Genomic DNA, 24895 nt, shown 5'->3' on the forward strand with positions numbered 1-24895 from the left:
GCGCATGGAGCACCACGAGCAGCCCGAACCCCTGTCCCCGGCCGAACTCACCGCCATGCGCCGTAGCCTGACCGACGGCCGGCTCGCCATGACCCGCCGTTCCCTGCTGCGTGCGAGCGGTGCCATGGCGGCCACGGTCGGCGGGCTCGGTGCCCTGTCGGCCTGCGGAATCCCGCCCGCGGGCCGTACGGACGCCGGCCGCTCCACGGATCATTCCAAGGCGGAGAAGCGGATCAGCTTCTCCAACTGGACCGAGTACATGGACGTCAGCGACGACGGCAAGCACCGGCCGACCCTGGAGCGCTTCACCAAGCGCACCGGCATCGCCGTCAAATACACCGAGGACATCAACGACAACGACGAGTTCTTCGGCAAGATCCAGGCGCAGCTCGCGGCGGGCCAGGACACCGGCCGAGATCTGATCGTGCTCACCGACTGGATGTGCGCGCGGATGATCTCCCTCGGCTGGATCGAGTCGCTGGACCCGGCCAACCTGCCGCACGCCTACGCCAATCTCTCGCCGCAGTTCCGCAGCCCCGCCTGGGACCCGGGCCGCGCGCACTCCTACCCCTGGCAGGGCATCCCGGCGATCATCGCGTACAACAAGAAGGCCACCGGGGGCCGCAAGGTCGACTCGATCAGCCAGCTGCTGGAGGACCCCAAGCTCAAGGGCCGGGTCGGCTTCCTCTCGGAGATGCGCGACAGCGTCGGACTGACCCTCCTGGACATGGGCAAACGGCCCGAGGACTGCACCGCGGACGACTTCGACGCGGCCATCGCCCGGATCCAGAAGGGCGTGGACTCCAAGCAGATCCGCCGCTTCACCGGCAACGACTACACCACCGACCTGGACAAGGGCGACCTCGCCGCCTGTGTGGCCTGGGCGGGCGATGTCGTCCAGCTCCAGAACGACAACCCGGACATCGGCTTCGCCGTCCCCGAGGCCGGCTACATGACGTCCAGCGACAACCTCATGGTGCCGAACAAGGCCCGCCACAAGGAGAACGCCGAACGGCTCATCGACTACTTCTACGAGCCGAAGGTGGCGGCGAAGATCGCGGCGTACATCAACTACGTCTGCCCCGTGGAGGGCGTACGCGAGGAACTCGCCAAGATCGACAAGAAGGCGGCCGACAACCCGCTGATCATTCCGGACCGGGAGATGGCCGAGCGGTCGCACTCCTTCCGGGCCCTGTCCGCCAAGGAGAACAAGGCGTTCACGCAGAAGTTCTCCGACCTCACCGGCGCCTGAGCCCCCACCTCCCAGGCCCTGTCCGAGCCGCTTCGCCCTCCGACCCACGGGACGACCGATATGACCCACACCGCGACCCCCCAGAGCAGCGGCGGCGACGTCCGCCTCCACGGGATAAGCAAAACCTACGGCTCCTTCACCGCCGTCCATCCGCTCGACCTGACCGTCCCCGCGGGCTCCTTCTTCGCGCTCCTGGGCGCCTCGGGCTGCGGCAAGACGACCACTCTGCGCATGATCGCCGGGCTGGAGGAACCCACCACCGGCACCGTCGAGCTGTCCGGCCAGGACGTCACCGTCCTGCCGCCGTACAAGCGCCAGGTCAACACCGTCTTCCAGAACTACGCGCTCTTCCCGCACCTGGACATCTACGAGAACGTCGCCTTCGGTCTGCGCCGCCGCGGCATCAAGTCCGTCAAGAAGCAGGTCGAGGAGATGCTCGACCTGGTCCAGCTCGGCCCGATGGCGCGCCGCAAGCCGCAGCAGCTCTCCGGCGGCCAGCAGCAGCGCGTCGCGGTCGCCCGCGCGCTGATCAACCACCCCCAGGTGCTGCTGCTCGACGAGCCGCTCGGCGCCCTCGACCTCAAGCTGCGCCGCCAGATGCAGCTGGAGCTCAAGCGCATCCAGACCGAGGTCGGCATCACCTTCGTGCATGTCACCCACGACCAGGAGGAGGCCATGACGATGGCCGACACCGTGGCCGTGATGAACGGCGGCCGGGTCGAACAGCTCGGCGCGCCCGCCGACCTCTACGAGAACCCCGCCACCACCTTCGTCGCCAACTTCCTGGGCACCTCCAACCTCATCGAGGCAGAGGTCGTCGAGGCCGGCGGCGAGGAGCTGCTCCTCAAGGCCGCGGACGCCACCCTGCGGCTGCCCGCCGCCCGGTGCAGCGCCGCGGCCCGCAAGGGCGAGAAGGTGCTGGCCGGGGTACGGCCCGAGAAGGTCTCCCTGACGCACGCCGACGACGCCGGCTCGGTCGCCGACGGCCGCAACCGGCTGCCCGGCCGCATCAAGGACGCCAGCTTCATCGGCGTCTCCACCCAGTACGTCGTCACGGTGCCGGGTCTGGGCGAACTCGCCGTCTACGAGCAGAACGTCGAGCGCGACGGGCGCCTCGTCCCCGGCGCCGAGACCGTCCTGCACTGGAGCCCGGCGCACACCTTCGGCCTCGACGCCGCACAGGACATCCAGGCCGGTGCGGACCTCGACGAGGAGGCCGCGTGACCACCACCGAGAAGCCCGCGCCACCGGACGGAGAGGCCGGGGCCGCGCCCCTGGAGGTGCGCAGGACCCCCGCCCGCAAACGGCTCGTCCCCTACTGGCTGCTGCTGCCCGGCATCCTGTGGCTGATCGTCTTCTTCGCCGCCCCGCTCGTCTACCAGGCGTCGACCTCGATCCAGACCGGCTCCCTCGAAGAGGGCTTCAAGGTCACCTGGCACTTCGCGACGTACTGGGACGCGCTCGGCGAATACTGGCCGCAGTTCCTCCGCTCCGTGGGCTACGCCGCCACCGCCACCGCGCTCTGTCTGCTCCTGGGTTACCCGCTGGCCTATCTCATCGCCTTCAAGGCAGGCCGCTGGCGCAATGTCGTGATGATCCTGGTCATCGCCCCGTTCTTCACCAGCTTCCTGATCCGTACGCTCGCCTGGAAGACGATCCTGGCGGACGGCGGGCCGGTCGTCGGCCTCCTGAACTCGCTGCACGTCCTGGACGTCACCAGCTGGCTGGGCCTCACCGAGGGACAGCGGGTGCTGGCCACCCCGCTCGCGGTGGTCTGCGGACTGACCTACAACTTCCTGCCGTTCATGGTGCTGCCGCTCTACACCTCGCTGGAGCGCATCGACCCGCGCCTCCACGAGGCCGCCGGGGACCTCTACGCCCGCCCGGCCACCACCTTCCGCCGGGTGACCTTCCCGCTGTCGATGCCCGGTGTCGTGGCCGGCACCCTGCTCACCTTCATCCCGGCCGCCGGTGACTACATCAACGCCGAACTGCTGGGCTCCACCGACCAGAAGATGATCGGCAACGTCATCCAGTCGCAGTTCCTGCGGGTCCTGGACTATCCGACCGCCGCCGCCCTCTCCTTCATCCTCATGGCGGCCATCCTCGCCATGGTCACGCTCTACATCCGCAAGTCGGGGACGGAGGATCTGGTCTGATGGCCGTCCACGGGACCACCGAAGCCACCGCGGTCCGCACCCCGAACCGGGGCCTGCGCTGGCTGCGCCGCAACATCATCGCGATCGCGGGCCTGTGCACGCTGGGCTATCTGATCCTGCCCAACATCGTCGTGATGGTCTTCTCCTTCAACAAGCCCAACGGCCGCTTCAACTACCAGTGGCAGCGCTTCTCCACGGACGCCTGGAGCGATCCGTGCGGCGTCGCCGACCTGTGCGGTTCGCTGGGCCTGAGCCTGCAGATCGCGTTGTGGGCCACCGTCGGCGCGACCGTCCTCGGCACCATGATCGCCTTCGCGCTGGCCCGCTACCGCTTCCGGGCCCGCTCCGGCGTCAACACCCTGATCTTCCTGCCGATGGCGATGCCCGAGGTCGTCATGGCCGCCTCGCTGGCGACCCTCTTCCTCAACATGGGCATCCAGTTCGGCTTCTGGACGATCCTCATCGCGCACATCATGTTCTGTCTGAGCTTCGTCGTCACCGCCGTCAAGGCACGGGTGATGAGCATGGACCCGCGTCTGGAACAGGCCGCCCAGGACCTCTACGCCTCCCCCCTCCAGACCTTCCTGCGGGTGACGTTGCCGATCGCCGCCCCCGGCATCGCGTCCGGCGCGCTGCTCTCCTTCGCCCTGTCCTTCGACGACTTCATCATCACCAACTTCAACGCGGGCTCCACCGTGACCTTCCCCATGTTCGTCTGGGGCTCGGCGCAGCGTGGCACGCCCGTTCAGATCAACGTCATCGGCACGGCGATGTTCCTGGTCGCCGTGTTGTGTGTAGTCGTCGGCCAGCTGGCCGGGGCCCGCAAAAGGAGCAAGAGGAGCTGAGAACCATGGCACGAGCTGCCATGACCCCGTCCGCCGCGCATGCGCTCGCGGACGCCGAACCCACCCCCTTCTGGCTGGCCGACCCGGACCGGCCGGCCGCCCGGCCCGCCCTCGTCGGTGACGAGACCTGCGATCTGCTGGTCGTCGGCGGCGGTTACTCGGGCCTGTGGACCGCGCTGATCGCCAAGGAACGCGACCCCGAGCGCGAGGTCGTCCTCGTCGAGGGCGCCGAGATCGGCTGGGCGGCCTCCGGACGCAACGGCGGTTTCTGTGCCGCCTCCCTCACCCACGGCCTCGGCAACGGCCTGGCGCGCTGGCCGAACGAACTGGCCACCCTCGAAGAGCTCGGCATCCGCAACCTCGACGCCATCGAGGAGGCCGTCGCCCGCTACGACATCGACTGCGCCTTCGAGCGCACCGGCGAGATCGACATCGCCACCGAGCCCCACCAGATCGCCGAACTCCGGGAGTTCGCCGAGGACGCCGCCACAATCGGCCTGGACCGGCACACCTTCCTCGACGAGGACGAGCTGCGCGCCCAGGTCGACTCGCCGACCTTCCGCGCCGGACTGTGGGACCGCAACGGCGTCGCCATGCTCAACCCGGCCCGGCTCGCCTGGGGCCTGAAGCAGGCCTGCCTCGGCCTCGGCGTCCGCATCTACGAGCGCACCCCGGCCACCGGTCTCGCCTCCGACGGCACGGGCATGGCCGTCCGCACGCCCTACGGCCGGGTCTTCGCCCGCCATGTCGCGCTCGGCACCAACGCCTTCCCGTCCCTGGTCAAGCGGGTCCGCCCGTACATCGTCCCGGTCTACGACCACGCCCTGATGACCGAGCCGCTCTCGGACGAACAGCTCGCCGCCATCGGCTGGAAGAACCGCCAGGGCCTGTCGGACTCGAACAACCACTTCCACTACTTCCGCATCACCGCCGACAACCGCATCCTGTGGGGCGGCTACGACATCGTCTACCGCTACGGCGGCGGTGTGCGGGCCGAGTACGACCACCACCCGGCCACGTACGAGAAGCTCGCCCGGCACTTCTTCCGCTGCTTCCCGCAGTTGGAGGGGCTGCGCTTCACCCACACCTGGGGCGGCGCGATCGACACCTGCTCGCGCTTCTCCGCGTTCTTCGGCACCGCGCACGCCGGCCGGGTCGCCTACGCCACCGGCTACACCGGCCTCGGCGTGGGGGCCACCCGCTTCGGCGCCGAGGTGATGCTCGACCTGCTCTCCGGCGAGCGCACCGAGCGTACGGAGCTGGAGATGGTCCGCAGCAAGCCGCTGCCGTTCCCGCCCGAGCCGCTGCGCTGGGCCGGCATCGGGATCACCCAGTGGTCGATGACCCAGGCCGACACCCGGGGCGGCCGCCGCAACCTGTGGCTGAAGGCCATGGACAAGGTGGGCCTGGGCTTCGACAGCTGACGCCCCGGCACAGGAGGGGGCGGGCGGCCGGGAAGCCGCCCGCCCCCGTGCGAGCATCAGCGCCCCGGTGCTTGCCCGCCGCCCGTCCCCGACCACCGGTCGCACACCGCACACCACACCGCGAGCAGCACCTCGGCCAGACACCAGCTGCCGACCACGTCCAGCGGCCAGTGATAGCCACGACGCACCAGACCGATGCCGACGGCCGCGTTGAGCAGCGCCACAGCGGTGATCACCGCCGGCATGACCGGGCCTGCGGCGGGGCGGCCCGCCCGCATCCGCCGCCGACCGCGGAGCACCAACAGCGCCGTTACGCCGTACGCCACCGCCGCCGTGGCGCCATGCCCCGACGGATAGAAGCCGTCGTGCGCACCGCCCGCCATCTGCGGCGGGCCCGGCCGGGCGAGCCACAGTTTGAGCGGGACGACCAGTGCGGGCACCGCGGCCAGGGCGAGGCCGGCGGCGAGCGGCGGCAGCCACCACCGCACCGGAGCACCCCCGTCGGACGCCTCCTGGCTCCGGCGGCGCCACCCCTGCCACCCCGCCCACACCATCACCACGCACAACACCGGCAGCGCCACGGCCGTATTGCCGAGATCGGCACAGAACTCGGCCGGCCCGACGGGGAGTTCACTGGCGGCGACGGCGCGGCCGAGCCGTTCGTCGAGGGTGCGCAGCGGGCCGTGGTCCGCCACCTGCCAGGTGAGCGCGGCGAAGAGCAGCGCACCGGCCAGACAGATCCACCACGGGGAGAAGCGCCGGGAGCCGACGTCGGATGGGCCATGGGACGGGCCGTCGGATGGGCCATCGGACGGGCCGTCGGAGCCCGGGAAAAGGGTCGGCCGCCTCGGAACAGGGGGGGTGGTTCCGAGGCGGCCGCGCTGACCGGTGTCCCGCGCGCCCCGGGGGGTCTGGGGCGGGCGGACATCCGATCGGTGAGGATTCCCGGAACCGGGGGTTCCGGTGTTGTGCGCGAGGGCACGGCCTGATCGGAGCCGGGGAAGCGCCGACCGGGCGTCGCCCGCAGTCCCCTGCGAGCGGGGTGTTTCTCTCATCTGCAGAAACCGTACGGCACGGGGAGCGCACCCGACAGGCGCATCACCCGGCCGCCATCGGCCCCGCACATCTTCTTCACGCCATGTCTCCAGCTACGCGCGTCCATGCAGAAATGAGGGCAGAAAGACGGACAGAACGGCGGACGGAACGGGGCCGGAAAGAGGAGCGGAAAGGGGCCGGAAAGGGGACTCACGCCGTTCCGGAACGGGGCACGGCCGGAACGGCGCACGGCCCGGGGCGCGGCATGAGCCGTGCCCCGGGCCGTGCCGGGGTCCCTCCCGCGGCGCGCGGTGAGCGGGTGGGTGCCGCTCAGAGCGCGGCGAAGGCGCCTTCGAGGATGTCCAGGCCCTCGTTGAGCAGGTCCTCACCGATGACCAGCGGCGGCAGGAAGCGCAGCACATTGCCGTACGTGCCGGTCGTCAGCACCAGCAGGCCCTCCTGGTGGCAGGCCTTGGCGAGGGCGGCGGTGGCCTCCGGGTTGGGCTCCTTGGAGCCGGACTTGACCAGCTCGATCGCGATCATCGCGCCACGGCCGCGGACCTCGCCGACGATGTCGTACTTCTCGGCGATGGCGTTCAGCCGGGCCTTCATGACCTCGCCGATCCGGCGGGCCTTGGCGTTCAGGTCCTGCTCGCGCATGGTCTCGATCGAGCCCAGCGCCGCGGCGCAGGCCACCGGGTTACCGCCGTAGGTGCCGCCCAGGCCGCCCGCGTGCGCGGCGTCCATGATCTCGGCGCGGCCGGTGACGGCGGCCAGCGGCAGACCACCGGCGATGCCCTTGGCGGTCGTGATCAGGTCGGGCACGATGCCCTCGTCCTCACACGCGAACCACTGGCCCGTGCGGCAGAAGCCGGACTGGATCTCGTCCGCGACGAAGACGATCCCGTTCTCCTTCGCGAAGTTCGCGATCGCCGGGAGGAAGCCCTTGGCCGGCTCGATGAAGCCGCCCTCACCGAGCACCGGCTCGATGATGATCGCCGCGACGTTCTCCGCGCCGATCTGCTTGGTGATCTGCGAGATGGCCTGGTCCGCGGCCTCCTGCGCGCAGTTCTCCGGGCCGGTCAGCCAGCGGTAGGGGTAGGCCACCGGCACGCGGTAGACCTCGGGCGCGAACGGTCCGAAGCCCTGCTTGTACGGCATGTTCTTGGAGGTGAGCGCCATCGTCAGGTTCGTCCGGCCGTGGTAGCCGTGGTCGAAGACCACGACCGCCTGGCGCTTGGTGTGCACACGGGCGATCTTGACCGCGTTCTCCACGGCCTCCGCGCCCGAGTTGAACAGCGCCGACTTCTTCGCGTGGTCGCCCGGCGTCAGCTCGGCCAGCTGCTCACAGACCTCGATGTAGGGCTCGTAGGGCGCCACCATGGCGCAGGTGTGGGTGAAGGCCGCCAGCTGCGCGGTGGCCCGGCGGACGACCGCCTCCGCGCTGTTGCCGACCGAGGTCACCGCGATGCCGGAGCCGAAGTCGATCAGGGAGTTGCCGTCCACGTCCTCCAGGACGCCACCGCCCGCGCGCTTGACGAAGACGGGCAGCACGGCACCGACGCCACCGGCCACCGTGGCCTGCTTACGGGCCCACAGCTCCTGCGACTTCGGGCCGGGAATCGCAGTGACGACGCGACGCTCCTGGGGGAGGGCGGGGCCTCCGGACAGTTCGGTCATGGCAGTCTCCTGGGGGTGGAACGGGACGTACAAAGGTGTTGTTCTCGCAGGCTAGGGGCGGCCGGGCGGGTCTGGCATGTTCCGTTCGGGAGAAGTGCGCGTGTTGCGTTGTCCGCACCGGACATAGCGACGCCCCACGGCCAGTAGATTGAACGACGGCCCGCCCGGCAACGGCGGCCATCAGCGCGGGCATGACAATGGACACGCGGCCGCACACCCCGGCCGCCGCACCACCACGCAGCAGGCCACGGCTCAAGGGGGACAAGGGGCACCGGATGGACACCGAGGGCACGCACGACGCACAGCACACCGCTCCCCAGCCGTCCGGCGGAGCGCACCGACCCGAACCCACCGTGCCGCGCCCCGCGGCACCGCCCGCCCCACCGGCCACGGCGCCGCACACCCCGCCACCACCCGCCACCCCGCCCGCCCTGCCCGCCACCCCACCGGGCACCGCGCCCACCGGCTCCGCCGCCGAACCGCCGCTGCTGGGCTGGCTGCGCACCCCCCGCCCCTCCGCCGCACCCGGGATCTGGACGTACGGCCACCGGCCCCGGGCGGCAGAGGATCCCGACCGGGTCCCCGGACGGCAGCTGATCATCGGGGCGGCGATTTCGTTCCTGTGCGGGTGGCTGCTGTGGTCGTTGTTGTGGAACGGCTACCTCGGGCCGTACTGGGCCTGGCCCATGGCAGTTCTTTTCCCCGACTCCTGGGTGCTCGGAGCGACCTCCGGCGACCAGCTCGCCTATGCCATTGCCTCCCGCGTCTACTACGGCCTGTGGATCGCCGGCCTGGTGGTCGTCTTCGGGCGCCTCGGCCGGTGGGCGGAGGTGGCACGCCGGTACGTGCTCCCGGCTTTCCGCCGTAAGCGCGCCCCCGCCCCCAAGCCCGAGCCCGCCGCCGACCGGGCACTGTGGCCCGAGCTGCGTTCCCAAGGCGCCTCGGATGCTGCCGACAAGCTCGCGGCCGAGGCACGTGCCGGCCGGATGAACGATGTGGACGTGGCCAGGATCGAGCGCGCCTGGCAGTCGGTGCGGTCCGGCAAGAACTCCACCGCCTCCTTCACCGACACCGTGCTCCGCCACGGCGCGGCGGCCTGTGCGCACCCTTCGGGGCGGCGCGATCTGTCCCGCAGGGCCGCCCACCACGATCTGCTCGCCCACCAGGTGCGGATCGGCACCGCCGCCGAACACCCGCGGAATCCGTATCAGCACCGCGGCGTGGGGAGCGCTCTGTCGCCCGAGGTACTGGGCACCTCGCTGCTGGCGGTGGGCCCCGCCGGAAGCGGCAAGACCACCCGCATCGTCAAGCCGGTCGTGGAGTCGATGTGTCTGCAGGCGCTGGCCGGGCAGTGCGCGGTGATCGCCGTCGGCCCGGCGGGGTCGGACCTCGGGCCGGACGACGCATTCGACGTGGTGGTCAGGGTCGGCCGCCCGGAACCGGAGTGCGATCTCGACCTGTACGGCGGCACCACCGACCCCGACGAGGCGTCCGGAATCCTCGCCGAGGCGCTGGTCGGTGACCTTGCCGAGCAGCTGCCCGGCGGTGACAGCCGGCGCGCGGCGACAGCGCTCTCCCAGCTGCTCGGTCCGTTCCGGGCCGCCCACGACCGCTTCCCCACGGTGCCCGAACTACGGGAACTGCTGGACGGCGCGCCCCGGGCGTTGGCCGCTCTGCGCACCGCGCTGGAGGATGCCGAGGCCCACACCCTGCTGCGTGAACTGGACGCCCGCGTACGCCAGTCGGACCGCCCCGGTGATGTCGCCGTATTGCTCGCCGACCGCATCGCGCTGCTCGACCGGCCGGCCTTCGCCGCCTTCTTCGACCCCACGGGAAACACCCGTCAGGTCTCCCTGCGGGCCCTCGACCACCCTCTGCGGGTCCGCATCGAACTGCCGGAGCGCGGGCATGCGGAGGCTTCGCGGATTCTCGCCCGGCTGGTTCTTGCACAGTTCACCGAGTGCGCGGTGGCCCGCGGCGACCGCTCGCTGTTCGCGTGTCTGGTCATCGACGAGGCCGCGCACACGATCACCGCCGAGGCCCTGCGCGGGCTGCAGCGACTGCGCTCGGCGAATGCCGGCGCGGTATTGACCCTGCGTTCCCTGGACGAGGTCCCCGACGCGCTGCGCGGCACGCTGCTCGGCGCGGTCGGCTGCCGGATGGCGTTCGCGGGCGTCACGACCTGGGACGGCGCGCGGTTCGCCGAGGTGTGGGGCAAGGAGTGGGTGGAGACCCGCGATGTGACCGACCGCCAGATCATCGCGGAGAGCGCCGCGGGGAAGGCGTTCCACATGGTGCGCCAACTGGTCACCGGCAAGGCGGCCACCGCCAAGGCCGTCACCGTCCGTACCGTCGAACGGGAGCGCTGGTCCGCCTCCGACCTGGCCAACTCCGTGCCGGCCGGGCACGCGGTGCTCTCGGTGACATCCGTAGCGGGGGAGCATGCCCCGCCCGTCCTCATCGACCTGCGTTCCTGACCGGCGGGGCGGGGGAGCGCCCGGAATCCCGCCGCCGTGGTCGCCACCAAGCCGTGTCCGGCGGGCACGGCCGGTGGATTTCGGCGCGGTGCCGCCTTTGCTGCCTGGTCGTGGGCCCGGGACCGGTGGCCGGACGGGCTATCCGGTGCCATGGGTCCCCCCGATTCCTCCGCTGAGGCAGAATCGGCACTGGCCGTTCATACGAGGCGGCGTAAACAATCGGGTGGCGAGCGGTCATCGGCCGGTTCGTGGCCGGTTGTCGTTCGGCCGCCCTCGTAGTCGTCGACGTCATGAAGGTCCCATGCCGCACACCCTGGCTTCCCTGGTCAATCACACCGCGCTCAAGCTGACCGTGCTCGCCGGCGAGGAGCGGCTGGAGGCGCCGGTGCGCTGGGCGCATGCGAGTGAGCTGATCGATCCGGTGCCGTACATGGAGGGCGGGGAGCTGCTGCTGATCACCGCGCTCAAGCTGGACGCGGAGGACGCGGAGGCGACCCGGAGGTATGTGCGGCGGGTCGCGGAGGCCGGGGTCGTCGGGCTGGGCTTCGCGGTCGGGGTCAATTACGAGGGTGTGCCGCAGCCGCTGGTCGAGGCGGCCAGGGAGCAGGGGCTGCCGCTGCTCGGGGTGCCGCGGAGGACGCCGTTCATCGCGATCAGCAAGGCGGTGTCGGCGGCCGTCGCCGCCGACCAGTACCGCGCGGTCACGGCGGGGTTCGAGGCGCAGCGGGAGCTGACCCGGGCGGCGCTCAGCGCCGAGGGGCCGGCCGAGCTGCTGGCCCGGCTCGCGGCCCATCTGGACGGCTGGGCCGCGCTCTACGACGCGTCGGGTGCGGTGGTGGCCGCCGCTCCCGACTGGGCGGCCCGCCGCGCGGCCCGGCTGTCGGACGACGTCGGGCGGCTGCGGGAGCGGCCCGCGCCCGCCAGCTCGGTCGTCAGCGACACAGACGGCGACGACCGGGTCGAGCTGCAGTCGCTGGGCACCGGGCGCCGGGCCCGCGGGGTGCTCGCGGTGGGGACCGGTGCGCCGCTCGGCACGGCCGGGCGCTATGCCGTGCACTCCGCGGTCGCGCTGCTCACCCTGACCACCGAGCGGTCCCGGGCACTGCAGGACGCCGAGCAGCGGCTGGGTGACGCGGTGCTGAAGATGTTGCTCGCGGGGGAGCCGGACCATGCGCGGGCGGTGGCGGGGCGGCTCTACGGCGGGCTGCTGGACGCGCCGTTCCGGGTGGTGGTCGCCGAGCCGGTGGCCGGTGAGGAACCGTCGTCGGGCGTGGCCGCGGGCGCCGGGGGCGTGGGGGTGCTCGACGGGCTCGCCGACGCGATGGACTCGGCGGCCGCGCGGACCGGTGAGGCGGTGCTGGCCGTCCCGGACGGCGACCGGCTGATCGTGCTGGTCGCGGACGGCGGGGCGGCCGCGGACGCCTGTGCCGCGTACGCCGCCGAGACCGAGGCCCGCGCCGGTGCGCGGCCGCGGGCGCGGGGCCGGGCGGGGCGGACGGAGGCGGCCCATGGCGAGGGGGTGGCCGTCGGGCTGTCGGCGCCGACCGGGCCGATCGCCGCCGCGAACGCCTATCGCCAGGCCGAACAGGCGCTGTCGGTGGCGCGGCGGCGCGGCCGTGCGCTGGTCGAGCACGAGGACGTGGCGGCCGGGTCCGTGCTGCCGCTGCTCGCCGACGACGCGGTCCGGGCGTTCGCGGACGGGCTGCTGCGGGCGCTGCGCGAGCACGACGCGACCGGTCGCGGTGATCTGGTGGCCTCGCTGCGGGCCTGGCTCGCCCGGCACGGCCAGTGGGACGCGGCCGCCGCCGACCTGGGAGTGCACCGCCACACCCTGCGCTACCGGATGCGGCGGGTGGAGGAGATCCTGGGGCGTTCGCTGGACGACGCGGATGTGCGGATGGAGCTGTGGCTGGCGCTCAAGGCGACCTCGGCGCCCCAGGGGGAGTGAGGGCGGGGCGCCTCCTGCTCGTTCCCCGCAGGTGGCAGCCCCTGGGCGGACGGGCGCGGGCGCTTCTGGGGCCCGTACCTCCACGCGCCCCGGATCCGCCTCGTACGCCCCCTCCACCGCGGAGGGACGGGGGCGGTGATTACTACGCTTCGGACAAACGCCACGACGGCGCCGCACCCCTACCGTGGGTCCAGAGTCAAAACCGCAGAGACGCTCCCTGAGCCATGCGCACCACCCACCACTTCTGAAGGGCCGGGTTCCACTGTGCCGATCCCCACTGATGCAGCCCCCACCGCCTTTTGGCTCGCCGGCCGCGAGGCCACCGGCGAGGCCACCTTCGATGTCACCTCCCCCTGGGACGGACGTCTCGTCGGCACGGTGAGCGTCCCCACCGAGGCCCAGGTCGAGGAGGCCATCGCCGCCTCCGTCGCCGTCCAGGACGAGCTCGCCGCGACCCCCGCGCATGTGCGGGCCGCCGCGCTGGACCATGTGCACCGCCGGCTGGTGGAGCGTACGGAGGAGATCGCCCGGCTGATCTCCGCCGAGAACGGCAAGCCCATGAAGTGGGCGCGCGGCGAGGTCGGCCGGGCCGTCTCCGTGTTCCGCTTCGCCGCCGAGGAGGCACGCCGCTTCAACGGCGGCGAGGCGCAGCGCCTGGACACCGACGCCGGCGGCGCCGGCCGGCTGGCGCTGACCCGCCGCTTCCCGCGCGGCACGGTCCTGGGCATCGCCCCGTTCAACTTCCCGCTGAACCTCTGCGCCCACAAGATCGCCCCGGCGATCGCGGCCGGTGCCCCGATCCTCCTCAAGCCCGCCCCGGCCACCCCGCTCTCCGGTCTGATCCTCGGTGAGCTGCTGGCCGAGACCGACCTGCCGGCCGGTTCCTGGTCGATCCTCCCGGTGCCCAACGACCGGATGCCGGCGCTGGTCCAGGACGAGCGGCTGCCGGTGGTCTCCTTCACCGGCTCCGAGAAGGTCGGCTACGCGATCCTGGACTCGGTGCCGCGCAAGCACTGCACCCTGGAGCTCGGCGGCAACGGCGCGGCCGTCGTCCTGCCGGACTTCTCCTCCGAGGCGGACCTGGACTGGGCGGCGCAGCGCATCGCCACCTTCTCCAACTACCAGGGCGGCCAGTCCTGCATCTCGGTGCAGCGGGTGATCGCCGACGCCTCCGTCTACGACCGTCTGGTGCCCAAGATCGTGGCGGCCGTCGAGGCGCAGGTCACCGGCGACCCGTCGGACGACGCGACCGAGGTCGGCCCGCTGGTCGACGAGAACGCCGCCAAGCGCGTCGAGTCCTGGGTGGACGAGGCCGTGGAGCGCGGGGCGAAGCTGCTCGCGGGCGGCAAGCGCGACGGCGCCTCCTACGCGCCGACCGTGCTGGTGGACGTGCCCGCCGACGCCACCCTCGCCTGCGAAGAGGTCTTCGGCCCGGTGCTCACGCTCAAGAAGGTTGACGGGGAGGCCGAGGCCTTCGCGGCCGTCAACGACTCCAAGTTCGGCCTGCAGGCGGGGGTGTTCACCCACGACGTGCAGACCGCCTTCCGCGCCCACCGGGCGCTGGAGGTCGGTGGCGTGATCATCGGCGATGTGCCGTCCTACCGCGCCGACCAGATGCCCTACGGCGGCGTCAAGCAGTCCGGTGTGGGCCGCGAGGGCGTGCGCTTCGCGATGGACGACTACACCTACGAGCGGGTGCTGGTCCTCACCGGCCTGGCCCTGTAACACCCGGCCCGGCCCGGACCGGTGGACAGCGACGGCCATCCCTTGGGCCGTATCGCCGTCCGGGCCCCGGCCGGCGCACCCCCCGGCGCCGGCCTCGACGCGGCGCGCTCCGGCACCCTGTTCCGGAGCGCGCCGCGTCCCCCGTTTTCCGGCACCGCCATGCCGGATCTTGACGGTACGGGACGCGCCCCCTCCGCTTCCTCCTGTCTGAGGGGGAGCCGGGGGGCGCTGCCCCAGGGGGGAGACGCCGCCGCGCGTACAACTCCCGCGGTATGCCGCACCCCCCGAAGGGCGGAGGGCGTCCGGCCGGACCGGTCCGGTGCCGGGAGGCAGGTCCCGCTTGGTCTGCGGTGGCCCGAACACTTCCCCGCGCCCGGTAGCTCCAGTGGTGCAACCCGTGCGGATCGGGTAACTCTCACAAGTAGCGCTGTCCAGCGGCCGACCGGCCGCCGGCGCTGAACTCCCGACCCAGCGGCGAGGTGAGCTCCTGATGACCGCTCCATCCATCCGCAACGTTTCCGAGCGCGAAGCACGCCAGGTCGCCGAGGCGGCACGCGAGCAGGACTGGCGCAAGCCCAGCTTCGCCAAGGAACTGTTCCTGGGGCGCTTCCGGCTCGACCTCATCCATCCGCACCCCACCCCCGCGGTCGACGACGTACGCCGCGGCGAGAAGTTCCTGGCCACGCTGCGTGAATTCTGCGAGGCGGAGGTCGACGGCGCCCGGATCGAGCGCGAGGGGCAGATCCCGGACGAGACCGTGGACGGGCTCAAGGCGCTCGGCGCGTTCGGGATGAAGATCGACCCCAAGTACGGCGGCCTCGGCCTCACCCAGGTCTACTACAACCGGGCCCTGTCCCTGGTCGGCACGGCCAGCCCCGCCATCGGCGCGCTGCTCTCGGCGCACCAGTCGATCGGCGTACCGCAGCCCCTGAAGCTGTTCGGCACCAAGGAGCAGAAGGAAACCTTCCTGCCGCGCTGCGCCCGTACGGACATCTCGGCCTTCCTGCTGACCGAGCCCGATGTCGGCTCGGACCCCGCCCGTCTGGCGACCATGGCCGTCCCGGACGGCACGGACTATGTGCTCGACGGTGTGAAGCTGTGGACCACCAACGGGGTGGTCGCCGATCTGCTGGTGGTGATGGCGCGGGTGCCCGCGTCCGAGGGCCACAAGGGCGGCATCACGGCCTTCGTCGTCGAGGCGGCCTCGCCCGGCATCACCGTCGAGAACCGCAATGCGTTCATGGGCCTGCGCGGCCTGGAGAACGGTGTCACCCGCTTCCACCAGGTACGGGTCCCGGCCGCGAACCGCATCGGCCCCGAGGGCGCCGGACTGAAGATCGCCCTGACCACCCTCAACACCGGCCGGCTGTCGCTGCCCGCGATGTGCGTCGGCTCGGGCAAGTGGTGCCTGAAGATCGCCCGTGAGTGGTCCGGGGCCCGCGAGCAGTGGGGCCGGCCGGTCGCCAAGCACGAGGCCGTCGGCGCCAAGATCTCCTTCATCGCGGCGACGACCTTCGCCCTCGAAGCGGTCGTCGACCTGTCCTCCCAGATGGCCGACGAGAACCGCAACGACATCCGCATCGAGGCCGCCCTCGCCAAGCTCTACGGCTCCGAGATGGGCTGGCTGATGGCCGACGAGCTGGTCCAGATCCGCGGCGGCCGCGGCTTCGAGACCGCCGACTCGCTCGCCGCCCGCGGCGAGCGCGCGGTCCCCGCCGAGCAGATGCTGCGCGATATGCGCATCAACCGGATCTTCGAGGGCTCCACGGAGATCATGCATCTGCTGATCGCCCGCGAGGCGGTGGACGCCCATCTGTCGGTCGCCGGCGATCTCATCGACCCCGACAAGACCCTCGCCGACAAGGGCCGGGCGGCGGCCAGGGCCGGCGGGTTCTACGCCCGCTGGCTGCCCAAGCTCGTCGCCGGTCCGGGCCAACTCCCGCGTACGTACCAGGAGTTCGGCCGCCTCTCGGGTCATCTGCGGTATGTCGAGCGGACCTCCCGCAAGCTCGCCCGCTCCACCTTCTACGCGATGTCCCGCTGGCAGGGCCGGATGGAGACCAAACAGGGCTTCCTCGGCCGGATCGTCGACATCGGCGCCGAACTCTTCGCGATGAGCGCCGCCTGTGTACGCGCCGAATACCTGCGGGAGACCGATGACCACGGCCGTGAGGCGCAGCAGCTGGCCGATGTGTTCTGCCGGCAGGCGCGGATCCGCGTCGAGGAGCTGTTCGGCCGGCTGTGGACCAACACCGACGAACTCGACCGCAAGGTCGTCTCCGGCGTCCTCGACGGCAGCTACGCCTGGCTGGAGGAGGGCATCATCGACCCCAGCGGCGACGGCCCCTGGATCGCCGACGCCACGCCTGGCCCGAGCATGACCGACAACGTCCGGCGCCCCATCCGCTGAACGTCTCGGCCGCACGCCCAGGGCCGGTCCGGCAGCGATCCACCGGACCGGCCCTGGAGCATGTCCCGCGGAGCACACCGGGCCACATGATCGGGAAGACGCCCCCTAGGTGTCCTGGCCCCCTCGGCGACCGGCCACAATGGACCACATGACGGACTCCCTCGCCCACCCGCATCTGCGTTTCGAGCCGGCCGCCACCGGCCCGGACGGCCCGCGCGACATCGTGATCCTCGGCTCGACCGGGTCGATCGGCACCCAGGCGATCGACATCGTGCTGCGCAACCCCGACCGGTTCCGGGTGACCGCGCTCTCCGCAGCCGGCGGCCGGGTCGAGCTGCTCGCCGATCAGGCGCACCAGCTGCGGGTGAACGCCGTCGCCGTGGCGCGCGAGGACGCGGTGCCCGCGCTGCGTACGGCGCTGGCGGACCGCTACGGCGCGGGCGAGCCGCTGCCCGAGATCCTGGCCGGCCCCGACGCCGCCACCGACCTGGCCGCTTCCCCCTGCCACACCGTCCTCAACGGCATCACCGGCTCCATCGGGCTCGCCCCCACGCTGGCCGCCCTCAAGGCGGGCCGGGTGCTCGCGCTGGCCAACAAGGAGTCGCTGATCGTCGGCGGGCCCCTGGTCAAGGCGATCGCCCGCCCCGGCCAGATCCTCCCCGTCGACTCCGAGCACTCCGCGCTCTTCCAGGCGCTCACCGGCGGCGACCGGGCCGAGGTCCGCAAGCTGGTCGTCACCGCCTCCGGCGGCCCGTTCCGCGGCCGCACCAAGCGTGAGCTGGCCGATGTCACGCCCGAGCAGGCGCTGGCCCACCCCACCTGGTCGATGGGCCCGGTCGTCACCATCAACTCCGCGACCCTCGTCAACAAGGGCCTGGAGGTCATCGAGGCGCATCTGCTCTTCGACGTCCCCTTCGACCGCATCGAGGTCGTCGTCCATCCGCAGTCCTACATCCACTCGATGGTGGAGTTCACCGACGGCTCCACGCTCGCCCAGGCCAGCCCGCCCGACATGCGGATGCCGATCGCCCTGGGCATCGGCTGGCCCGAGCGGGTCCCGGACGCCGCCCCGGGCGTGGACTGGACGAAGGCGCAGACCTGGGAGTTCTTCCCGCTGGACGAGGAGGCCTTCCCCTCCGTCCCGCTCGCCCGCCGGGTCGGTGATCTCGGCGGCACCGCCCCCGCCGTCTTCAACGCGGCGAACGAGGAATGTGTGGAGGCATTCCTCAAGGGCGGGCTGCCGTTCACAGGGATTGTGGATACGGTCGCCGCAGTGGTTGCCGAGCACGGCACGCCCGCACGGGGAACTTCCCTGACGGTCGCGGACGTCCTGGAGGCGGAAACCTGGGCGCGCGCCCGCGCCCGCGAACTGGCCGCCCGTGCGGCACGGACACCTTCGGAGGCTCGCGCATGACGACCTGGATGACCATCCTCGGCATAGTCGTCTTCGTCGTCGGCCTGCTGTTCTCCATTGCCTGGCACGAGCTCGGCCACCTCTCCACGGCCAAGATGTTCGGTATCCGCGTGCCGCAGTACATGGTGGGCTTCGGGCCGACGCTCTTCTCCCGTAAGAAGGGCGATACCGAGTACGGCATCAAGGCCGTCCCGCTCGGCGGCTACATCCGCATGATCGGCATGTTCCCGCCCGGCGACGACGGAAAGCTGCAGGCCCGCTCCACCTCGCCGTTCCGCGGCATGATCGAGGACGCCCGCTCGGCGGCCTTCGAGGAGCTGCAGCCCGGCGACGAGAAGCGGCTCTTCTACACCCGTAAGCCCTGGAAGCGCATCATCGTGATGTTCGCCGGGCCGTTCATGAATCTGATCCTGGCGGTCGTGATCTTCATGAGCGTGCTGATGGGCTTCGGGATCAACACCCAGACCACCCAGGTCGGCTCGGTCTCGGAGTGCGTCATCTCGGCCGCCGCCAAGACCGACAAGTGCCCGGCCGGCGCCAAGGACTCCCCGGCCAAGGCCGCGGGCCTGCGGGCCGGCGACAAGATCGTCTCGTTCAACGGCCACCCCGTGCCGGACTGGGGCGCCCTGCAGCAGCAGATCCGTGACACCACCGGGCCCGCCACCCTCGTCGTCGAGCGGCACGGCGCGCGCGCGACCCTGCACGCCGACCTCATCGAGAACAAGGTCGCCAAGACCGACGGCCGCGGAGGCTATGTCCCCGGCGAATTCGTCACCGCCGGATTCCTCGGCTTCACCCCGGCCAGCGGCGTCGTCCAGCAGTCCTTCGGCCAGTCCGTCGACCGCATGGGCAACATGGTCGAGCAGGGTGTCTCCTCGCTGATAAACCTGCCCGCCAAGGTCCCGGACCTGTGGGACGCGGCCTTCAACGGCGGCGAGCGCAAGCAGGACTCCCCGATGGGCGTGGTCGGCGCGGCCCGGGTCGGCGGCGAGGTCTTCTCCCTGGACATCCCGCCGGAGCAGCGGGTGGCGACCATGCTCTTCCTGGTCGCCGGGTTCAACCTCTCGCTGTTCCTGTTCAACATGCTGCCGCTGCTGCCGCTGGACGGCGGGCACATCGCGGGCGCCATGTGGGAGTCCGTCCGACGGGCCTTCGCCAAGATCGTCCGGCGACCCGACCCCGGCCCCTTCGACGTCGCCAAGCTGATGCCGGTCGCCTACGTCGTCGCCGGGATCTTCATCTGCTTCACGCTGCTGGTGCTCGTCGCCGACGTGGTGAATCCGGTGAAGCTGACCTAGAAAGCACGTTTGGCGGCGGCCGGGCACCTCTGTGGCGTTTGGAGGTGCCCGGCCGTCCCCATTCGTGGCGCCACACGGGCGCGATGTGCTTGCCGCGACTCCTGTGCCGTAATCTCGAAGACCGGAGCCCGCCGCTGCGGGGCCTAGATCCACACCTTGGGGTTGCTCGCCAGATGACTGCCATTTCACTGGGAATGCCGGACGTACCGACCAAGCTTGCCGACCGCCGGGTCAGCCGCAAGATCCAGGTCGGGCCGGTCGCCGTGGGCGGAGACGCACCGGTCTCGGTGCAGTCGATGACGACCACACGCACGTCCGACATCGGCGCGACGCTGCAGCAGATCGCCGAGCTGACGGCCTCCGGCTGCCAGATCGTCCGGGTCGCCTGCCCGACGCAGGACGACGCCGACGCGCTGCCCGTGATCGCCCGGAAGTCGCAGATTCCGGTCATCGCGGACATCCATTTCCAGCCGAAGTACGTTTTCGCCGCGATCGACGCGGGCTGCGCCGCGGTCCGGGTGAACCCGGGCAACATCAAGCAGTTCGACGACCAGGTCAAGGAGATCGCCAAGGCCGCGGGCGACGCTGGCACACCGATCCGGATCGGCGTCAACGCCGGCTCCCTGGACCGCCGCCTGCTGCAGAAGTACGGCAAGGCCACCCCCGAGGCGCTCGTCGAGTCCGCGCTGTGGGAGGCCTCCCTCTTCGAGGAGCACGGCTTCCGCGACATCAAGATCTCGGTCAAGCACAACGACCCGGTCGTGATGGTCAACGCCTACCGCCAGCTCGCCGCCCAGTGCGACTACCCCCTCCACCTCGGTGTCACGGAGGCCGGCCCCGCCTTCCAGGGCACCATCAAGTCCGCCGTCGCCTTCGGCGCGCTGCTCAGCGAGGGCATCGGCGACACCATCCGGGTCTCGCTGTCCGCGCCGCCCGCCGAAGAGGTCAAGGTCGGCATCTCCATCCTGGAGTCGCTCAACCTCCGCCAGCGCCGGCTGGAGATCGTCTCCTGCCCGTCCTGCGGCCGCGCCCAGGTCGATGTCTACAAGCTCGCCGACGAGGTCACCGCGGGCCTGGACGGCATGGAGGTGCCGCTGCGCGTCGCCGTCATGGGCTGTGTCGTCAACGGCCCCGGCGAGGCCCGCGAGGCCGACCTCGGTGTCGCCTCCGGCAACGGCAAGGGCCAGATCTTCGTCAAGGGCGAGGTCATCAAGACCGTCCCCGAGTCGAAGATCGTCGAGACCCTCATCGAAGAGGCCATGAAGATCGCCGAGCAGATGGAGAAGGACGGCGTCGCCTCCGGCGAGCCGACCGTGGCCATCGCCGGCTGACCCACGGCCCACCGCACCGCCGCCGAGCCCCGCCGCCCGCCCCGGGCCGCGGGGCTCCGCGCTGCCCGGACAATCCGTCCCGCAGCGGCCGGGTGCTCCCCGCAGGCGCGAGGTAAAGTGCCAGGACCTGCTCCCGCCTGGCCTCCCAGGCCCGTAACGGTGAGGCTTTCCGACACGTGCTGACGACCACCGCCATCAAGGTCCTCGAGCCCGGGGAGCTCGACGACGCCCTCGCGGTCCTCGACCGCGATCCGGTCGCCAATGCCTTTGTCGCCGCCCGTGTACAGATCGCCGGCCTCGACCCCTGGCGGCTCGGCGGTGAGATGTGGGGCTGGTACGTGGACGGTCACCTGGAGTCGCTCTGCTACGCCGGTGCCAACCTCGTCCCCGTCTGCGCCACCTCCGAAGCCATCCGCGGCTTCGCCGAGCGCGCCCGCCGCCAGGGCCGCCGCTGCTCGTCCATCGTCGGCCCCGCGGAAGCCACCGCCGAACTGTGGTCGCTCCTGGAGCCCTACTGGGGGCCGGCCCGCGAAATCCGCGCCCACCAACCCCTGATGGTCACCACCGCACCCTCCGCCGAGATCGCCCCCGACCCGTACGTCCGGCGGATCCGCAAGAACGAGATGGACCTGATCATGCCCGCGTGCGTGGCCATGTTCACCGAAGAGGTCGGCATCTCCCCGATGGCCGGCGACGGCGGGCTCCTCTACCAGGCCAGGGTCGCCGAACTCGTCGGCGCAGGACGCTCCTTCGCCCGTATCGAGAACGGCAAGGTCATCTTCAAGGCCGAGATCGGCGCCGCCACCCAGCGGGCCTGCCAGGTCCAGGGCGTCTGGGTCGACCCCGCCTACCGCGGCAAGGGCCTCTCCGAGACCGGGATGGCCGCCGTACTGCGCTACGCCCTCAGCGACGTCGCCCCCGTCGTCAGCCTCTACGTCAACGACTACAACACCGCGGCCCGCGCCTCCTATCGCCGGGTGGGCTTCGAGGAAGTCGGGGCGTTCATGAGCGTACTGTTCTGACGCACCGCCTTGTACGCTCCGAGCATGGATGACGTCGCGGTCGGCCCCCTTGATCTCGCTGCCCGCGTGGACGACGCGCTGGCCGTCCAGGCGCTCGCCTTCGGCCTCAGCGACGAGGAGATCGCCGTCCGCCGGCACATCGTGCTGCGTCACCTCCGCTGCCCCGGCGCCCGGGCGCTCGGTGCCACCACCCCCGACGGCCGGCTGACCGGCTTCGTCTACGGCATGCCCAACGACCGCGCCCACTGGTGGTCCACCGTCGTCGAGCCCTACCTCCGCAGCGAGGGACTCGACCACTGGCTCGACGACTCCTTCACCATCACCGAGCTGCATGTCCACCCCGCCTACCAGCACCGCGGCATCGGCCGGGCACTGATCACCCGCATCACCGACGAGGCCACCGAACCCCGCTCCATCCTCTCGGCCATCGACACCGAGAGCCCCGCCCGCCGCCTCTACCGCTCCCTCGGCTACCACGACCTGGCCCGCCGCGTCCTCTTCCCGAGCGCCCCCACGCCGTACGCGGTGATGGGGGCGCCCCTCCCTCTGAAGCGGCCTTGACCTTCCTCCCGCGTTGTCGGCTTTCCCGCCGTGGTTGTTGCTCGCCGTTGCGCCTGCGGCGGGCTGGGTGGGTGTCGGGTGCGGTGACGGGCCTCCGGGGCAGGGTTTCCGGACTGCTTCGCTTTACGTCCGGAAACCCTGCCCCTCCGGCCCGTCCCCTCCCGTTGGGGGAGTGACTACAGGTGGGTGGGGGCGGGCGTCCGTAGGACGATTCACTGCTCCCTACGACGTGCACGGGACCACCGGCGTGCACCCCCACCCACCGTTTTACCCACCCCTCAACGGGAGGGGACGGGTCGGAGCGGGTGGGGGTGTCCGGACGTAAAGCGAAGCAGTCCGGACACCCCCACCCGCGGAGGCCCGTCACCGCACCCCGACAGCCCCGCGCAGCGGACCCGGCCCGCCGCCAGGCGCAACGGCGCGGGCACCGCGCAGCGGGCCACAAACGGCGAGCAACCCCCACGGCGGGACAGCCGAAAACGCGGGAAGGAAGCCCAAGCGCAGCGGCATCGCATTTCCTTGTGCCATACCCCTCCAGCTAACCTCCAGGGAGTCACCTTTCTTACGCAGGAGAATCTCCCATGGCCCACGCCGCACAGGTCCAGCGCATGTCCCGCTTGATGATCAAGACACTGCGCGACGACCCGGCCGACGCCGAGACCGCCAGCCACAAGCTGCTCGTCCGCGCCGGTTACGTCCGCCGCTCCTCCGCCGGCATCTGGACGTGGCTGCCGCTGGGCAAGAAGGTCCTGGAGAACGTCTCCCGCGTGGTGCGCGAGGAGATGGACGCCATCGGTGGCCAGGAGGTCCTGCTGCCGGCCCTGCTGCCCAAGGAGCCCTACGAGGCCAGCGGCCGCTGGGAGGAGTACGGCGACCTGCTCTTCCGCCTCAAGGACCGCAAGGGCGCCGACTACCTTCTCGGCCCCACCCACGAGGAGATCTTCACCCTCACGGTCAAGGACCAGTGCACGTCCTACAAGGACCTGCCGGTGATCCTCTACCAGATCCAGACCAAGTACCGCGACGAGGCCCGTCCCCGCTCCGGTGTGCTGCGCGGCCGCGAGTTCCAGATGAAGGACTCGTACAGCTTCGACACCACCGACGAGGGTCTGGAGCAGTCCTACGCGCTGCACCGCGAGGCCTACACCAAGATCTTCGAGCGGCTCGGCCTGGACTACCGCATCGTCTCCGCCGTCTCCGGCGCGATGGGCGGCTCCGCCTCCGAGGAGTTCCTGGCCCCCGCGGCCGCCGGTGAGGACACCTTCGTCGACTGCCCGGCCTGCGACTACGCCGCCAACACCGAGGCCGTCACGGTCAAGGTCGAGCCGGTCGACGGCGCCGCGCACGGCCCCGTCGAGGTGCTGGACACCCCCGACACCCCGACCATCGAGTCCCTCGCCGAGTACCTCGGTGTGCCGGCCGCCGCGACCCTGAAGAACCTGCTGGTCAAGGTCGACGGCGAGATCGTCGCGGTCGGCGTCCCCGGCAACCGCGAGGTCGACCTCGGCAAGCTCGGTGAGCACCTGGCACCGGCCACCGTCGAGCTGGTCACCGCCGAGGACTTCACCGACCGCCCGGACCTGGTCCGCGGCTATGTCGGCCCGCAGGGCCTGGCCGGCAAGGCGTTCCGCTACATCGCCGACCCGCGCGTCGCCCCCGGCACCGCCTGGGTCACCGGCGCCAACGAGGAGGGCAAGCACGCCAAGAACGTCGTCGCGGGCCGGGACTTCGAGGTCGACGACTACCTCGACGTGGTCGTCGTCGAGCCGGGCGACCCCTGCCCCGAGTGCGGCACCGGCCTGAAGATCGACCGTGCCATCGAGATCGGCCACATCTTCCAGCTCGGCCGCAAGTACGCGGACGCCTTCGAGCTCGATGTGCTCGGCCAGAACGGCAAGCCCGCCCGGGTCACCATGGGCTCCTACGGCATCGGCGTCTCCCGTGCGGTGGCCGCCCTCGCCGAGCAGACCCACGACGACAAGGGCCTGTGCTGGCCCCGCGAGATCGCCCCGGCCGATGTGCATGTCGTCGCGGCCGGCAAGGCCAAGCAGACCGAGCTCGCCCTGGAGGTCGGCGAGCAGCTCGGCGCCGCGGGCCTGCGGGTGCTCGTCGACGACCGGGCCGGGGTCTCGCCGGGCGTGAAGTTCACCGACGCCGAGCTGCTCGGCGTCCCGACCATCGTGGTCGCCGGCCGGCGTGCCGCCGAAGGCGTCGTCGAGGTCAAGGACCGCCGTACCGGCGAGCGCGAGGAGCTGACGGTCGAGGAGGCCGTCGCCCGCCTCAGCGCGTAACCGGCGCACGACGAACGGGCCGG

The 24895-nt window shown here is 71.4% G+C and carries 17 protein-coding genes; 15 read left to right on the plus strand and 2 right to left on the minus strand.

Annotated features, from left to right (window positions below):
• The first annotated feature begins 4 nt into the window (after window positions 1-4).
• From NUT86_RS29455 to NUT86_RS29475, 5 genes are read left to right on the plus strand one after another with little or no spacing between them, the layout of a single operon-like run.
• Entirely contained in the window at window positions 5-1252 is a 1248-nt protein-coding gene (locus NUT86_RS29455) for an ABC transporter substrate-binding protein (RefSeq protein WP_159485930.1), read from the plus strand.
• A gap of 60 nt (window positions 1253-1312) precedes the next feature.
• Complete coding sequence (locus tag NUT86_RS29460; protein ID WP_093647034.1) at window positions 1313-2476, plus strand: ABC transporter ATP-binding protein; 1164 nt, start codon at window positions 1313-1315, stop codon at window positions 2474-2476.
• A complete protein-coding gene (locus NUT86_RS29465; protein WP_266445266.1) occupies window positions 2473-3411 on the plus strand; it encodes an ABC transporter permease in 939 nt (312 codons plus the stop codon). Before NUT86_RS29460 ends, NUT86_RS29465 begins: the two co-directional genes overlap by 4 nt.
• Window positions 3411-4256 (plus strand): ABC transporter permease, encoded by an 846-nt coding sequence (locus NUT86_RS29470; RefSeq protein WP_018087105.1) that lies wholly within the window; start codon window positions 3411-3413, stop codon window positions 4254-4256. Before NUT86_RS29465 ends, NUT86_RS29470 begins: the two co-directional genes overlap by 1 nt.
• A gap of 5 nt (window positions 4257-4261) precedes the next feature.
• On the plus strand, window positions 4262-5680 hold the full coding sequence (locus tag NUT86_RS29475) for an NAD(P)/FAD-dependent oxidoreductase (RefSeq protein WP_274738406.1): 1419 nt from the start codon (window positions 4262-4264) through the stop codon (window positions 5678-5680).
• A 56-nt stretch (window positions 5681-5736) separates the two neighbouring features.
• On the opposite strand, the gene NUT86_RS40495 is transcribed toward NUT86_RS29475, so the two are convergent.
• Window positions 5737-6375 carry a phosphatase PAP2 family protein gene (locus tag NUT86_RS40495; protein ID WP_342456263.1) on the minus strand — a complete coding sequence of 213 codons (639 nt, stop codon included), beginning with the start codon at window positions 6373-6375 and terminating at the stop codon, window positions 5737-5739.
• Window positions 6376-7045: 670 nt separating this feature from the next.
• Window positions 7046-8395, minus strand: a complete 1350-nt coding sequence (gene gabT / locus NUT86_RS29485) for a 4-aminobutyrate--2-oxoglutarate transaminase (RefSeq protein WP_159485922.1) — start codon at window positions 8393-8395, stop codon at window positions 7046-7048.
• Window positions 8396-8670: 275 nt separating this feature from the next.
• Between gabT and NUT86_RS29490 the strand changes: the two genes are divergently transcribed.
• The 10 genes from NUT86_RS29490 (at window position 8671) to NUT86_RS29535 (ending at window position 24872) form a co-directional block, all read left to right on the plus strand.
• Window positions 8671-10872, plus strand: coding sequence for an ATP-binding protein (locus NUT86_RS29490; RefSeq protein ID WP_274740667.1), 2202 nt, complete (start codon window positions 8671-8673; stop codon window positions 10870-10872).
• A gap of 301 nt (window positions 10873-11173) precedes the next feature.
• A complete protein-coding gene (locus tag NUT86_RS29495; protein ID WP_274738409.1) occupies window positions 11174-12820 on the plus strand; it encodes a PucR family transcriptional regulator in 1647 nt (548 codons plus the stop codon).
• A 264-nt stretch (window positions 12821-13084) separates the two neighbouring features.
• Window positions 13085-14545, plus strand: a complete 1461-nt coding sequence (locus NUT86_RS29500) for an aldehyde dehydrogenase family protein (RefSeq protein WP_274738411.1) — start codon at window positions 13085-13087, stop codon at window positions 14543-14545.
• A 490-nt stretch (window positions 14546-15035) separates the two neighbouring features.
• Window positions 15036-16955, plus strand: coding sequence for an acyl-CoA dehydrogenase family protein (locus NUT86_RS29505; protein WP_018087098.1), 1920 nt, complete (start codon window positions 15036-15038; stop codon window positions 16953-16955).
• 148 nt (window positions 16956-17103) lie between these two features.
• Window positions 17104-18369 (plus strand): 1-deoxy-D-xylulose-5-phosphate reductoisomerase, encoded by a 1266-nt coding sequence (gene dxr / locus NUT86_RS29510; protein ID WP_018087097.1) that lies wholly within the window; start codon window positions 17104-17106, stop codon window positions 18367-18369.
• Complete coding sequence (locus NUT86_RS29515) at window positions 18366-19667, plus strand: M50 family metallopeptidase (protein ID WP_018087096.1); 1302 nt, start codon at window positions 18366-18368, stop codon at window positions 19665-19667. Before dxr ends, NUT86_RS29515 begins: the two co-directional genes overlap by 4 nt.
• 173 nt (window positions 19668-19840) lie before the next feature.
• Window positions 19841-20998 carry a flavodoxin-dependent (E)-4-hydroxy-3-methylbut-2-enyl-diphosphate synthase gene (gene ispG / locus NUT86_RS29520; RefSeq protein ID WP_026169182.1) on the plus strand — a complete coding sequence of 386 codons (1158 nt, stop codon included), beginning with the start codon at window positions 19841-19843 and terminating at the stop codon, window positions 20996-20998.
• A gap of 176 nt (window positions 20999-21174) precedes the next feature.
• Window positions 21175-22020, plus strand: a complete 846-nt coding sequence (locus NUT86_RS29525) for a GNAT family N-acetyltransferase (protein ID WP_018087094.1) — start codon at window positions 21175-21177, stop codon at window positions 22018-22020.
• Window positions 22021-22044: 24 nt separating this feature from the next.
• Window positions 22045-22581, plus strand: a complete 537-nt coding sequence (locus NUT86_RS29530; RefSeq protein WP_018087093.1) for a GNAT family N-acetyltransferase — start codon at window positions 22045-22047, stop codon at window positions 22579-22581.
• Window positions 22582-23162: 581 nt separating this feature from the next.
• A complete protein-coding gene (locus NUT86_RS29535; RefSeq protein WP_018093384.1) occupies window positions 23163-24872 on the plus strand; it encodes a proline--tRNA ligase in 1710 nt (569 codons plus the stop codon).
• The last annotated feature ends 23 nt before the right edge of the window (window positions 24873-24895 follow it).

The organism is Streptomyces sp. G7(2002), from assembly GCF_028870195.1.
Classification (GTDB): Bacteria; Actinomycetota; Actinomycetes; order Streptomycetales; family Streptomycetaceae; genus Streptomyces; species Streptomyces nigrescens.